Annotated in this window: 14 protein-coding genes; 9 read left to right on the top strand and 5 right to left on the bottom strand. The window is 69.9% G+C overall.

What is annotated here, in order from left to right:
• Window positions 1–70 precede the first annotated feature (70 nt).
• The 9 genes from DEA06_RS16055 to DEA06_RS16015 are packed head-to-tail and all read left to right on the top strand — an operon-like array spanning window position 71 to window position 9334.
• A complete protein-coding gene (locus DEA06_RS16055) occupies window positions 71–1117 on the top strand; it encodes an ABC transporter substrate-binding protein (protein WP_116649023.1) in 1047 nt (348 codons plus the stop codon).
• Between the two features lie 35 nt (window positions 1118–1152).
• On the top strand, window positions 1153–2640 hold the full coding sequence (locus tag DEA06_RS16050) for a sugar ABC transporter ATP-binding protein (RefSeq protein WP_165818067.1): 1488 nt from the start codon (window positions 1153–1155) through the stop codon (window positions 2638–2640).
• Window positions 2633–3676 carry an ABC transporter permease gene (locus tag DEA06_RS16045; protein WP_165818066.1) on the top strand — a complete coding sequence of 348 codons (1044 nt, stop codon included), beginning with the start codon at window positions 2633–2635 and terminating at the stop codon, window positions 3674–3676. Before DEA06_RS16050 ends, DEA06_RS16045 begins: the two co-directional genes overlap by 8 nt.
• A complete protein-coding gene (locus DEA06_RS16040; RefSeq protein WP_116649020.1) occupies window positions 3673–4683 on the top strand; it encodes an ABC transporter permease in 1011 nt (336 codons plus the stop codon). The genes DEA06_RS16045 and DEA06_RS16040 overlap by 4 nt, the downstream gene beginning before the upstream one ends.
• Window positions 4680–5411, top strand: coding sequence for a creatininase family protein (locus DEA06_RS16035; RefSeq protein ID WP_116649019.1), 732 nt, complete (start codon window positions 4680–4682; stop codon window positions 5409–5411). Before DEA06_RS16040 ends, DEA06_RS16035 begins: the two co-directional genes overlap by 4 nt.
• Window positions 5408–6223, top strand: a complete 816-nt coding sequence (locus DEA06_RS16030; RefSeq protein WP_165818065.1) for a GntR family transcriptional regulator — start codon at window positions 5408–5410, stop codon at window positions 6221–6223. The genes DEA06_RS16035 and DEA06_RS16030 overlap by 4 nt, the downstream gene beginning before the upstream one ends.
• The gene (locus tag DEA06_RS16025; protein WP_116649017.1) at window positions 6220–7707 is read left to right on the top strand and encodes an FGGY family carbohydrate kinase; all 1488 of its coding nucleotides are present in this window, start codon (window positions 6220–6222) and stop codon (window positions 7705–7707) included. Before DEA06_RS16030 ends, DEA06_RS16025 begins: the two co-directional genes overlap by 4 nt.
• Window positions 7704–8648, top strand: a complete 945-nt coding sequence (locus DEA06_RS16020; RefSeq protein WP_116649016.1) for a phosphotriesterase — start codon at window positions 7704–7706, stop codon at window positions 8646–8648. The genes DEA06_RS16025 and DEA06_RS16020 overlap by 4 nt, the downstream gene beginning before the upstream one ends.
• 44 nt (window positions 8649–8692) lie before the next feature.
• Window positions 8693–9334, top strand: coding sequence for a bifunctional 4-hydroxy-2-oxoglutarate aldolase/2-dehydro-3-deoxy-phosphogluconate aldolase (locus DEA06_RS16015; protein ID WP_116649015.1), 642 nt, complete (start codon window positions 8693–8695; stop codon window positions 9332–9334).
• 112 nt (window positions 9335–9446) lie between these two features.
• Here DEA06_RS16015 and DEA06_RS16010 read toward each other — a convergent pair whose 3' ends face one another.
• The 5 genes from DEA06_RS16010 to DEA06_RS15990 form a co-directional block, all read right to left on the bottom strand.
• Window positions 9447–10169 carry a hypothetical protein gene (locus DEA06_RS16010; protein ID WP_133241808.1) on the bottom strand — a complete coding sequence of 241 codons (723 nt, stop codon included), beginning with the start codon at window positions 10167–10169 and terminating at the stop codon, window positions 9447–9449.
• An 8-nt stretch (window positions 10170–10177) separates the two neighbouring features.
• Window positions 10178–10621, bottom strand: a complete 444-nt coding sequence (locus DEA06_RS16005; protein WP_116649013.1) for a hypothetical protein — start codon at window positions 10619–10621, stop codon at window positions 10178–10180.
• A gap of 153 nt (window positions 10622–10774) precedes the next feature.
• The gene (locus DEA06_RS16000; RefSeq protein WP_116649012.1) at window positions 10775–11407 is read right to left on the bottom strand and encodes a YoaK family protein; all 633 of its coding nucleotides are present in this window, start codon (window positions 11405–11407) and stop codon (window positions 10775–10777) included.
• A gap of 328 nt (window positions 11408–11735) precedes the next feature.
• On the bottom strand, window positions 11736–12140 hold the full coding sequence (locus DEA06_RS15995) for a YccF domain-containing protein (protein WP_116649011.1): 405 nt from the start codon (window positions 12138–12140) through the stop codon (window positions 11736–11738).
• A gap of 115 nt (window positions 12141–12255) precedes the next feature.
• The gene (locus DEA06_RS15990; protein WP_116649010.1) at window positions 12256–13293 is read right to left on the bottom strand and encodes a LacI family DNA-binding transcriptional regulator; all 1038 of its coding nucleotides are present in this window, start codon (window positions 13291–13293) and stop codon (window positions 12256–12258) included.
• Between the last annotated feature and the right edge of the window lie 2 nt (window positions 13294–13295).

Here is a 13295-nt window from a genome sequence, read left to right as displayed (position 1 = left end):
TCACGAACTACATCGCCAGATCACTCCTCGAGAGCGGAGGATTCAGACCCGCGCTACACCCTGGAATGCGATGAGCCCCTTTACCTGGAAGCGCGCGACGACGCTCGCCGCGGTCGCCGCCGTGACCGCACTCACCCTCTCCGCCTGCACCGACGGCGCGAGCGAGACGCCCGCCGCCGACGGCACCTACGTCATCGGCTACGACTCGTACTTCGTCGGCAACACCTGGTCGGCCCAGCTCGAGGCGGAATTCACCGCGGCCACGAAGCGCGACGCCGATCAGATCTCCGACGTGATCATGACGCAGTCCGACAACGACGCGCAGAAGCAGATCTCCAACGTGCAGTCGATGATCGCCCGCAACGTCGACGCCATCATCGTCACCCCGATCTCGCCCGAGGGCATCGTCCCCGTGCTGCAGCAGGCGTCCGCTGCGGGCATCGACGTCATCCTCAACGCCTCAGGCGCCGAGACCGACGACTACACCTCCTACGTGAACGTCGACGACGAATCGTTCGGCGCGACCGGCGCCGAGTGGCTGGTCGACAAGCTCGGCGGCTCGGGCCGCATCATCGCGATCAACGGCATCGCCGGCATCCCCACGAGCGATCTGCGCTACGCGGGCGCGCAGGCCGTCTTCGACGGGAACCCCGGCATCGAGGTCGTCTCCACGATCGACGGCGGCTGGGACCAGGCCACGACGAAGACGGCGGTCGAAGCCGTACTCGCGGCGAACCCCGACATCGACGGCGTGTGGTCGCAGGGCGGGTCGATGACCCTCGGCGCGATCGAGGCGTTCGAGGCCGCGGGCGTTCCGCTGGTGCCGATGACCGGCGAAGACAGCAACGGTCTGCTGAAGAAGTGGCAGTCGCTCGTCGCCGCCGGCGAGACCGGTTTCGACTGCATCGCGGTCGCCAAGCCCACGTGGATCTCGGCGCAGTCGCTCGAGAACGCCCTCGCCGCGCTCTCGGGCACCGAGGTCACCAAGGACGACATCCTCGACCCCGAGGTCATCACGTCCGAGAACCTTACCGAGTTCGTTCGCGACGACCTGCCCGACAGCCTGTGGGTCAACACCCGCATGACCGACGACGAGATCACCGCCCTGTTCGGCTGAGCGCCGCCCACCCCCACGAAACGAGGAACTCCCCCGTGTCTCAGCCCGCCCTGACGTGCCAACACGTGTCGAAGTCGTTCGGCGCGACCCGCGCCGTGGTCGATGTCGACGTGACGCTGAACCGCGGGGAGATCCTCGCCCTCGTCGGCGAGAACGGCGCCGGCAAGTCCACCCTCATGAACATGCTCTCGGGCCTGCTCTCCCCCGACACCGGATCGATCACCATCGCCGACCCTCCCGAGGGTGGCCGCGCGGTGTCGATGGTGCATCAGGAGCTGAGCCTGTTCGCCAACCTCACCGTCGCCGAGAACCTGTCCCTCGGCGACGGTGACACCACCCACCGGTCGGAGCGGGCGAAGCGCGACTTCGCCCGCTCCACCCTCGCGGGCCTCGGCGTCGACATCGACGTGGACGCGACGGTCGGCGATCTCACCGTGGGGCAGCGCCAGCTGCTGGAGGTCGCCAAGGCCATCGCGGTGACGCCGACGCTCCTCATCCTCGACGAACCGACCTCGTCGCTCGAGAATCCGCAGGTCGAGCTGCTCTTCGCTGCCGTACGGCGGCTGAGTGCCGCGGGGTCTGCCGTCGTGTTCGTCTCGCACCGCATGGACGAACTGTTCGAGCTCTGCGATCGCGTGCTCGTCATGCGCGACGGCAGACAGGTCGACGAAGGCCCCCTGGCCGACCGCACCCGCGATCAGCTGGTGGCGTCGATGGTCGGCCGCGAGGCGAGCGACCTGTACCCGCCGCGCGACGCACGCGGTGACGAGAAGGATGCTGCGGGGCCTGCGGCCGTCGAACTGGTCGACGTCTCGCTCGAGGGAAGCCTCTCCTCCGTCGACCTCCGCGTCACCGCGGGGTCGATCACCGCGATCGCCGGACTCGAAGGTCACGGCCAGTCGGAGGTCGCCGAGGTGGTCGCGGGCGTCCGCATGCCCACGAGCGGAACGCTCCGCCGCGCCGGACGCCCGGTGCGTCTGCGCTCCCCGCGTCAGGCGGTGCGCTCCGGCATCGGCTACGTCGCCCCCGACCGCCGCCTCGACGGACTGCTGCTCGACCAGTCCATCTCGGCCAACGCCCTCCTCGCGGCCATGCCCCGGCTCTTCCCCTCCGGCATCGTCAGCCCGCGCCGCGCTCGCCAGGTCGTGCAGCGCGTTGTCTCTCACCTCGCGGTCAAGCACGCCGCGCTCACCCAGCCGATCGTCGAGCTGTCGGGCGGCAACCAGCAGAAGGTGCTCATCGGCCGCTGGCTCGTCGACGACGGCCTCGAGGTGCTCGTGCTCAACGACCCCACGCGCGGCGTCGACGTCGGCTCGCGCGCCCAGATCTACCAGAGCATCCGCGAACTCACCGAGCGGGGCGTGGCCGTGCTGCTCGTCTCGACCGACCTGCAAGAGATCCTCGGGCTCAGCGACGAGGTGTACGTCATGTACTCCGGCCGCATCACCGGTCGCCTCGATTCCCGCACCGCCACCGAGACCGCCGTCATGCACCTCGCCACCGGAGGAACCGCCGTTGTCTAGCACCACCAGAGCCTTCCGCCCGCAGGCCCTCTCGACCACGTCGCTGCGTGCGCTGTCACGCGCGAAGTTCCTGTGGATCCTCGCCCTCGCCGTGATCGTCATCGCCTCGATCGCGCTCCCCGCTTTTCGCAGCACCGTCAGCGTCAACTCGCTGCTGGCGTCGCTGGCCCCGATCGTGCTGATCGCGGTGGGTCAGGGCATCGTCGTCATGTGGGGTGGCATCGACCTCAGTGTCGGAGCCATCGCCGGACTCGCCACCGTCGTGCTCTCGCTGAGCCCGGTGCTTCCCGGTGGGGCCGCCCTCGCCGTCCCGCTCGTGCTGATCGCCGGCCTCGTCGTCGGTCTCGCGAACGGTTCCGGAGTCATCGCGGGCATCAATCCGCTGCTGATGACGTTCGCCGCATCCGGCGTGGTGCAGGGTTTCGCCCTGCTTCTGCAGTCGACCCCGGGCGCCGGCATCCCTCTTCCCCTCCTGACCGTGCTCGGAACGAGCCTCGGTGCGGTCCCCCTGTTCGCGCTCATCGCTCTCGTCGTGCTCATCGCCGCTTGGGCGTGGATGGGTCAGAGCCGCGCCGGCCGCTACGTGCAGGCCGTGGGATACGACCAGCGCATCGCGACGCGCCTGGGCTTCCCGGTGCGCCGATCGGCGTTGCTCGTGTACGGCCTGTCGGGGGTCTTCGCCTCCCTCGGCGGCATGGCGATCGCCTCGCGCACGTACACGGCCGATGCGCTCGTCGGTGCCAGTTCGGTGATCGATTCGATCGCCACGGTACTCGTCGCGGGTATCGTCATCACCGGCGGCATCGGCTCGCTCCTCAGCATCCTCCCCGCCGCGGTCATCATCGCCGTGGTGGGTCAGGTGATCACGTTGACCGGCACCGACACGTACTACCAGACCATCTTCAAGGGCGTTCTGCTCATCGCCGCGATGGGCGTGTACGGCCTCGCCGATCGGGGGCTGAAGATCCCGTGGCGGTTGAGGCCGAAAGACAAGGATGCTGCACCCGCCCAGACCCGATCGGAGCCCGCGCGATGACCGCCCTCGATTCGCCACCGCTTCGCACCGACCGGCCCCGTTCGGGGTTCGGCTCGGCGCTCGGGCGCATTCCCACCTCGCTGTGGGTCGCTTACGGGCTCACGTTCGCGTGCCTGATCCTGCTGGGCGTCAGCACGTCCGACGGGTTCAACCCCGACCGCCTGCTGCGCATCCTCTCCAACGCCGCGCCGCTGGGCGTCGTCGCCATCGCGCAGACCATCGTCATCATTAACCGGGGTCTCGATCTCTCGGTCGGCCCGGTCATGAACTCCGCCGCGATCCTGACCGCCGTGCTCTCCGCCGCTCCCGGCGCGAGCCTCGCGACGACCGTGCCGCTGGTCATGCTCATGGGTGCCGCGATCGGTCTCGTCAACGGTGTGCTGCTCGCCTTCACCCGCATCCCCCCGCTCCTCGGCACGCTGGCGACGGCGACGATCATCGGCGGCGTGAATGCGCTGGTCACCCGCGGTCAGCCGCGCGGCATCGTTCCCGACGAGCTGCGCGTGCTGGCCGATGGGCGCCTCTTCGGCACCCCCTTCTCGGCCTCGCTCGTCATCTGGATCGTGCTGCTCGTGATCGTCGGACTCATCCTCACGGGCACCGTGGCCGGCAGGCGCTTCAAGGCCGTCGGGGCGAACCCCCGCGCGTCGTGGTTGTCGGGCGTGCCGGTGCGGCGCCACACCCTCGTCGCGTACACCGCCTCGGGAACCCTGGCGGCGATGGCCGGCATCCTGCTGATCGCCTACTCGGGGTCGCCGTCCCTCACCGCCGGTGACAGCTACGCGCTGAACTCCGTCGTCGCCGCGGTCATCGGCGGGGCGGCCCTCGCCGGTGGCACCGGTGGCATGGTCGGCACCTTCGCCGGCGTCGCGGCGCTGGCCTTCCTCACCACGGTTCTCAACTCGTTCAACATCCCCTCCCCCGTGCAGTTCATCGTCAACGGGGGTGTGCTGATCGGGATGCTGCTGATCAACGGTCGCCTGTCGGCTCGGCGAGGTGCGCGATGACCCGCTGGGCCGACCTCACCTGGCCCGAGGTGGCAGGCGCTGTCGAGAAGCAGCCGTGGGCGCTGCTGTGCCTTGGGGCGGTCGAAGAGCACGGTCCGCACCTGCCGCTGGGCACCGACGCGTTCGCTGCCGAGGCGTTCTCCGCGCGGCTCGCCGATGAGGCCGGCCTGATCGAATTGCCCGTGCTGCCCTACGGCCAGGTGTGGTCGCTCGAGCATTTCGACGGCAGCCTCTCGATCAGCGACGGCACGCTCGTCTCGCTCATCGTCGACCTGGCCGAGGGGCTTGCCCGCAACGGCGTGCGCGGGCTCGTGCTGTTCTCGGCGCACCTGGGCAACGCGGCCGCGATGAAGGCCGCGACGCGGGCCCTCGAGGAGCGCGGTGGCCTGCCCGCGATCGCGCTGACCTACCCGGGGTTGGCCGAGGTAGCCGCCGCGGTGGCCGAGAGCCCGCGAAGCCACCCCGCCATCATGCACGCCGACGAACTCGAGACCTCGATCATGCTGGCGCTGCGCGACGATGTGGTGCGCATGGATGACGCGGTCAGCGAATACCCCGACTACCCGGCGCATTTCGACGTCGCGCCGGTGCGGTGGGACACCATCAGCGAGAGCGGCGTGTTCGGCGACGCGACGGCCGCGACCGCTGAGAAGGGTCGGCGCATCGTCGACCACGTGGTGGCGACAGCCGTGCGCCTGATCACGGCATGGAAAGAGGCGCAGAAGTGAGAGACGACGAAGAGGCGCTGGGCGCCGATGTGCTGCGCGACCTCGACACCGACTCCCACGTGAGTCGCTACCGTCAGATCGCCGACCAGCTGGCGGCCGTCATCCTCGATCAGCGTCCGGGCGTGCGGTTGCCGTCGGAATTCGAGATCGTGCAGCGGCTGTCGGTGAGTCGGGCGACCGCCACCCAGGCCCTCCGCGACCTCGAGCAGCGCGGGCTCGTCATCCGCCGTCAGGGCCGGGGCACGTTCGTGGCCGATTCGAGCCGAGCCATCCGGTCGAACCGGGCAGGAATCCTCCCGTCCTTCAGCGAAGACCTGCGCGCCGCGGGCCGCCAGACCCGCGAGCAGGTCATCACGCTCGAGGTCGTCGGTGCGCCGAGCGAGGTCGCCGCGACCCTCGGACTCATCGCCGGCGACGACGTGTGGCGCGTCGAGCGCCTCATCGTCAGCGACGGTGATCCCGTCGTGCACCTCACCTCCTGGCTCCCCTGCGCGCTCGTGCCGACGCTCACCCGCTCGGCGATCGAGCAGGGGTCGCTCTACGAGCAGCTCGAGAAGATCGAGGGCTCGCCCGGTCGCCCGTGCTCGGCCGACGAGCAGTGGACCGCCGCATCCGCCCTCACCGAGACCGCGACGCTCCTCGCCGTCCCGCGCCACACTCCCGTCATGCGGGTGTCCCGCACCGCGTACCTGCACGACCAGCGCGCGGTGGAGTACTCCATCTCGTACGTGCGGGGCGAGATCTTCGCGGTGTCGCTGCATATCGACGCCCACAGCCACCGCAGTCTCGCGCAGATCGCCGAGGCTCCGTGAGCGCGACGACCGCGCTCAGTCTGGGCATCGACCTCGGCACGACCAGCACGAAAGCGCTGCTTCTCGACGCCGAGGGAACCGTCGTCGCGGTGGCGAGCGCCCACCACGGCATCGACCCCGTCTCGGACGGCGTGCAGGTCGATCCGGCCGTGTGGATCGCCTCGGCCCGGCGGGCGGTGGCCGAGCTCGGCGCATCGATCGACCTCGGTCGGGTCTCGGCGATCGGGTTGAGCGGCAACATGAGCGCCGTCGTCCTGGTCGACGGCGCCCTCGATCCGGTGGTGCCCGCGCTGCTGCTCGCCGACCGCCGCGGTGCCGACGAGCTGCGCGCCCTCGACGACGACATCACGGCGCGGATGCTGCGCCAGTCGGGCAATCTGCCGAGTGCCGTGTTCTCGCTCTCGAGCCTGCTGTGGTGGCAGTCGCGCTACCCCGAGACGCTCGCACATGCCCGCGCCTATCTTTCGGCGAAGGACTACCTGCGCGCCACACTCACCGGCGACATCGCCACCGACTCGACCGATGCGTGGAACGCCTTGCTCCTGCGCCCGGACGGCCAGTGGGACGACGACCTGATCGCCGCGGTGGGGCTTCCCCGCCACCTCTTCCCCGCCGTGCTCTCGAGCTCGTCGACGGCCGGCACCGTGCACGAGGGCGCGGCGGCCGCGTTCGGCGTGCCGCTCGGGGTGCCCGTCGCGATCGGCGCGGGTGATGTCGCCGCGACGCTCGAGGGGCTGGGCGGCATCGACGGCGACGAGGTGGCCGTGGCACTGGGCACGTCCGCCGTGATGATGGCCGCCATCGATCCGGCCTCGGGTTCGGGTTTCGCCGACGGCGCCTTCACACAGCATCCGGCCGTCGACGGCACGCGCTTCGCGCTGGCTTCGCTCCTGACCGGCGGGCTCGCGCTGAACTGGCTGCGAGCCACCGTCGGCGCCGCAGCGATCGCGCAGGCACCGTCTGATCCCGACCCCGACGATCCTCTGTGTTTCCTGCCCTACCTCGCCGGCACGGGCAGCCCCGATTTCGATGAGCGCGCCACCGGGGCGCTCATCGGCCTCACACCGACGACGAGCGCACCGCGCATGGTGTCGGCGGCGCTCGAGGCGATCGCCTTCGACCTGGCCGATCTGATCGACAGGCTCGAGCGCGACCGCGCCACCCCGTACCGGCACATCACCGCGTGCGGCGGGGGGACGAACGTCGCCGCGTGGCCGCAGATCATCGCCGACGTCACCGGTCTTCCGGTGCGCGTCGTCGCCCAGGCCGACCTGGCCGCGGTGGGCGCCGCCCAGCTCGGGTGGGCCGCCGTCGGCCACCGGGTGCGCTCGCCCCGCGCCGAGCACGCGGTGCTCCCCCGGCCCGCCTTCGCCGACGCGTGGCGTCGACGCCGCGACCGATTCCGCATCGTGCGCCGCTCGCTCCTCGAGCTCGAGCGGCAGCCCCACACCCCCGATCCCCCGTCACAGAAAGCAGCATCATGATCCGCACCGTCACCGGAGACATCCACTCCAACGACCTCGGCTTCACCTATTCGCACGAGCACCTGCTCGGCGCACCTCCCGTGCACAAGCGGGTCGACGAAGATCTCGTCATCCTCGACCCCGCGATGGCGAAGGTCGAGGCCCAGGCGGCCCTCGACGTCGGAGTGAGGAGCTTGTACGAGGCATCGGCGTGGGACTACTCGCGTCAGCCCGAAGACTTGCGTCGCATCTCGGAGGAGACCGGACTGCAGATCATCGCGTGCGGCGGGTTCAACAAGGGCGAGTGGTTCGACGACCTGCTCGCCGACCACTCGATCGAGCAGCTCCAGGCGCAGATCGTCGCCGACGTCACCACCGGGATGAACGGCACGACCGTGCGCGCCGGCGCCATCAAGTACGGCACGAGCTACAACCGGGTCACCCCCGCCGAAGACCGCGTGCTGCGCGCGGCCGCGCGCGCCCACCGCCAGACCGGTGCCGTGCTGCACGGTCACACCGAGACGGGAACGATGGCGATCACCCAGCTCGACATGCTCGAGGAGGAGGGCGTCGACCTCAACCGGGTCGGCATCGTGCACCTGATGCGCAACCCCGACCCGTACGTGCACAAGCAGATCGCGAAGCGCGGCACCTACCTCTGCTACGACGGGTTCGCGAAGATCAAGTACTTCCCCGAGAGCACGCGCATCCACGTGATCCTCGACGTGGTCGAAGCCGGGTACGCCGACCGCATCCTCATCGGTGGCGATCTCGCACGTCGTACCGACCTCACCGCCTACACCGGGGGCCCGGGCCTGCACTACATCGCCGGCGCGTGGCTGCCCCGCTTCCGCGACGAGCTCGCCCAGCGCCACTACTCGCAGGCCGACATCGACGAACTGGTGCGCCTGTTCTTCGTCGAGAACCCGAAGCGCTACTTCACCTTCGGCGAGCCCTACTGAGCCGCGCTCCCGCCCGCACCCGCACCACCTCGAACGGAACCGTCATGCCTCACGCCTCCCTGCCCGCCATCTCCGACGCCGGTGTCATCGCGACCCTGCGCGCCCCCAGTGCCGACGCGGCCTACCGCGCCGTCGATGCCCTGGTCGAGGAGGGCCTCGTCGCCATCGAAGTCACGTACACGACGCCGGATGCGGGGGCGGTCATCGCCGGCGTCGCCGAACGGTTCGGCGATCGCGTACTGCTCGGTGCCGGAACGCTGACCACGGTCGCGCAGGTCGAGGAAGCACGCTCCGCCGGGGCGGTCTTCCTCGTATCGCCAGGGTTCGACGACGAGGTGACCCCCGCCATCATGGCGTCGGGGGCCCTGTCGATGATCGGCGGCTACACCCCCACCGAGGTGCAGCGCCTTCGCCGGATCGGCGTCGACGTGGTGAAGTTCTTCCCGGGCAGCATCGGCGGACCGGCGGCGCTCAAGGCGCTGCGCGGCCCGTTCCCTGATGTCACCTACATTCCCACCGGGGGCGTGAACGGTGAGAACCTGGGTGAGTGGCTCGCCGCCGGCGCCGTGGCCGTCGGCGCAGGAAGCGAGCTGCTGCCCGCCGCCGCGGTGCGCGACGGCGACGCCGAGACGATCCGGGCGAACGCTCGCCACTTCCTGCAGTCCCTGCGCACCGCCCGAGCCTGACCGGCCTGCGTTCGAACGAGTTAGCCTCGGCCTGAGCCTGTCGAAGCATCCGATCGCTGGGCCCGCCGATTCTCCCGGCGGCGCAGGTCGCTGAGCCTGTCGAAGCGTCCGCTCAGAACCCGTCGATGAACATCTGGGTCGCGGTGGGCACGTAGTCCGCGCTGGTCTCGGGATCCCATCCGACGAGCGCGATCGCCGTACCTTCGTGCACGGCGGTGATGCCGACGAGCGTGAAGGGAGCGCCGGCGACCTCGCCGGTCGCCCGCCACGAGACCGACTCATCGGTGTCGGTCACGGTCGTGGGGATGGTCTCGAGCTGCAGGTCGATGGGGAGTCCCGACAGCTCGAACGACTGGCTGCCGTCGGCGCACGTCGCGAGCGCTTCTTCGGCGTCGGCGAACAGGGTCTGGGCCTGCTCGGGGTCGGCCGAGCTGACGACCACCGCGGTCATCGACCGGTCGTTGCTGGTCGCCATCTCTGCCGCGGCGTCGTCTGCGGTCGCCGCCGACTCCCATCCGGCGCCGAACGGCGCGAGGCACGAGGGGTCGGAAACCGTCAGACCCGGGTAGATCGAGCTCAGCAGCTCGGCGCTGGTCGCATACTCTCCGGGCGGAAACTGCAGCGTGTCGAACAGAGCGGTCAGCTCGTCCGACGAGAGGTGCTCGGCCGTAGCGGCGGTCTCGCTCGTGGCCGAGGCGTCGGAGGTGGCGGATGCACCAGCATCCGGTGTCGCGGGCGTCTCTCCCCCGGCACAGCCGGCGAGCGCGAGACCCAGCACACCGGTGAGCGCCAGGCCGGCGACGGTGGATCGAGCGGAACGACGGCGAGTCGTCACCGCGCGCCTCAGCATTCCGCGTCGAGGTAGTCGCGGATGACGCCTGTGGGCTCGTCGAGCTCGCCGACGATCTCGACCACCCGCGAGTCCATGACGGGCTCGCTCGCGGTGGTCTGCTCGGCGATCTCGACGCTCTCGGCGTAGAGGTCACGCGTGGTCTGCCACTCGGTCGCGATCTCGTCGGGCGCGGTGACCGCGTCGAACACCGCGATGCGCTCGCTCAGGTCGGCGATCGTCTGCTCGGCGGGCAGCCCGAGCTGGAAGTTGCTGGGTGTCGCCAGCGTGCCGCCGACGTCGGAGTAGTCGGCGCAGAAGGTGTTCGAAGCGGATGCTTGCGACTCTTCGGCGGCGGGGGTGACCGGCGAGACTTCGACCTCGGCGGCCGAGCAGCCGACCAGCAGAGACAGGGCGGCACCCGCGGTGACGATAAGGCTGACAGGACGCAAACGCATGAATTTCTCCTCAAATGCGGACGCTTCGACCCTACCGACGCACCTCAGCCGGGCCACTTCACCCCCGGGGCTTGACACCCGGCACGTCGTTGAACTCACCGCTGGGCACGGCGGCAATCTCCGCCGCCGTCGTCCGGACCGTGTCGCACGACGTCAGCGCCGCGAGAACACCCTCATCGCCACGGCGAGCGCGGCTGCCCCGAACGACGCCGCCCACAGCGAGGCGGAGCCGACCAGCGCGTAGCCCACGGCTCCCCCGACTGCTCCCGCGAGCATCGCGCTCCACAGCACGAGGTAGGGCACCCATCCCCACCGGACTCCCCCGCCCAGGGCGAACGCCAGGTGCTCGCCGACCTTCACGAGCGCGCCGGTCATATAGGTGACGCCGAACGAGACCCTGCCGCGCTCCGACAGCACCGTGTTCGACGCTCCCATCGCGAGCGCGAGCACACTGCCGGTCGCCACGGTCAGCTGCCACGTCGCGATGACGGATGCTGCGGCCAGAGCGACGGCGATGAGCCACAGCACGGTACCCCCCTCACGACGCGCGGCGATCGCGGTTCCGGCGGCGGCGCCGACGACGAACGCGGCGATGAAGAGCCCCGCCACCGCCGCGCCCGACAGATCGATCTCGGCGAGCGAGACGCCGGCGCGGGTGGTGTTGCCGCTCATGAACGACACGAAGTACCCGCCGAGGTAGACGAAGCCGAAGCCGTCGACGTAGCCCGCGAGCACGGCGAGTCCGGCGGCGAACGCGAGCCGCCGCTTCGTCAGCGTATGGACCATCTCCCACCACCCCTCAGCTGCGACGCTAGCCGCTCCGCCCGTTCGCCGAGCCCACCGAGCCTGCCGCTGAGCCCGCCCAGCCGGTCGCTGAGCCTGTCGAAGCGCCCGGCGCTGAGCCCGCCCAGCCGCCCAGCCGGCCGCCGACCCCGCCCAGCCGGCGCCAGCCGCCCAGCCTGCCGCCGAGCCCACCCAGCCGACCGCCGAGCCCGCCCAGCCGGCGCGAGCCGCCCAGCCGGCGCGAGCCGCCCAGCCGGCGCGAGCCGCCCAGCCGGTCGCCGAGCCCACCCGGCGGTCGCTGAGCCTGTCGAAGCGCCCGACGCTTCCCGCTCTACCGCTTGATCGCCTGGTCGAACTCGCCGCGGCGCGAGTCGACGATCTGCTTGCCCAACGGCATGAGCGAGACCGAGACCAGCTTGAAGTTCGCGATGCCCAGCGGGATGCCGATGATCGTGATGCACAGCGCCAGGCCCGAGAGGATGTGCCCGAGCGCGAGCCACCATCCGGCGAGGATCACCCAGATCACGTTGCCGATCGCCGAGAAGACTCCCGACCTCGGCTTGTCGATCACGTCGCGCCCGAAGGGCCACAGCACGTAGCCCGCGATGCGGAACGACGCGATCCCCCAGGGGATCGTCACGATCAGCACGCACAGGATGACGCCGGCGACGACGTATCCGAGGAACAGCCAGAACCCCGACAGCACGAGCCAGAGGACGTTGAGTATGGTGCGCATGCTCCGATCATGCCCCCTCGCGCTGAATGTGCGCCGGGGTTTGCAGAGCGTGTCATGTCGAGCGACCAGCTCCCGCCTCCCAACCGCCGCGGCGCCAGGTGCTCGCCTACCCGCCTCAAGCGGTTGGTCGCCCCAAACCGGTCACAGGGGCAGTTTGGCCGCTCCTGGGGCCCCATCCGCTCGATTCGCGAACGATGAGTTCCGTCTCGACAAAACTGCTCGACGCCGCTCCGGTCTCGACGAGTTCACGCGTCCGTTGGAAGGCCACCCGTCCCATAGCCGAGAGATCCGCTCGCACCGAACTAAGAGGAACGGGCAGCTGAGCGCTGATCGGGATGTCGTTGTAGCCCACGACGGCGATGTCATGACCAGGCCGGACACCGGCTTGCGTAAGAGCAGACATGGCACCGATCGCCGCGAAGTCATTGACCACAAAGATCCCCTCCGGCAGTCCGCGTGCGATGACCTCCTCCATCGCACGGCGGCCGCTGTCGACGTCGAACCCGGCGGAGACGACCTCGACTCGCGCATCTGCCGCGCTCGCCGTGAAGGCTTCGAAGCACCCTGCCACGCGATCACGCGAGGTACTGGCGTAATCGGGGCCCGAGATTATCGTGACGTTCCGCACCCCTGTGCTTGCCAGGTGCGTCCCGGCCTGTGCGCCGCCCCCGTAATCATCACCGGTGACGAACGGCAGTTCCGCGGTGCGACGACTTACGAGAAGTACAGGAGGCCCCGAGCCGGCGAAGGCATTGATGTCGGCGTCGTTGAGCCGCGAATCGGCGATCACTATGCCGTCCACCCGGCGGTCGACAAATCTGGCCACCGCTGCGCGTCTCTTGTCGGCCTCATCCCACGTGCTCGCCACCAGCACGAGATAGCCGTTCTTCGCAGCCTCTTCCTCGAAGGACTCGAAAACTGTTGCAAGAACGACGTCGGTGATGCGAGGAACCAGCATGCCGATGATGTTGGTGCGCCCGCTCCGCAAGCTCGCTGCCCAGTGATCCGCGCTGTACCCCATCGCTGCTGCGTGCGCGCGCACGCGCTTCACGGTTTCGGGACGCACCCGCTGGACATCCCCCCGCAGCACACGCGAGACGGTGGAGGTGTGCACGCCGCTCGCCGCAGCGACGTCCCTCAGTGTCACGCGCATGC

The sequence above is a fragment of the Microbacterium sp. Gd 4-13 genome (assembly GCF_003095395.1).
GTDB lineage: Bacteria > Actinomycetota > Actinomycetes > Actinomycetales > Microbacteriaceae > Microbacterium.
The sequence above is the reverse complement of the archived record's forward strand: the minus strand, read 5'-3'. Positions and strand labels throughout refer to the sequence as shown.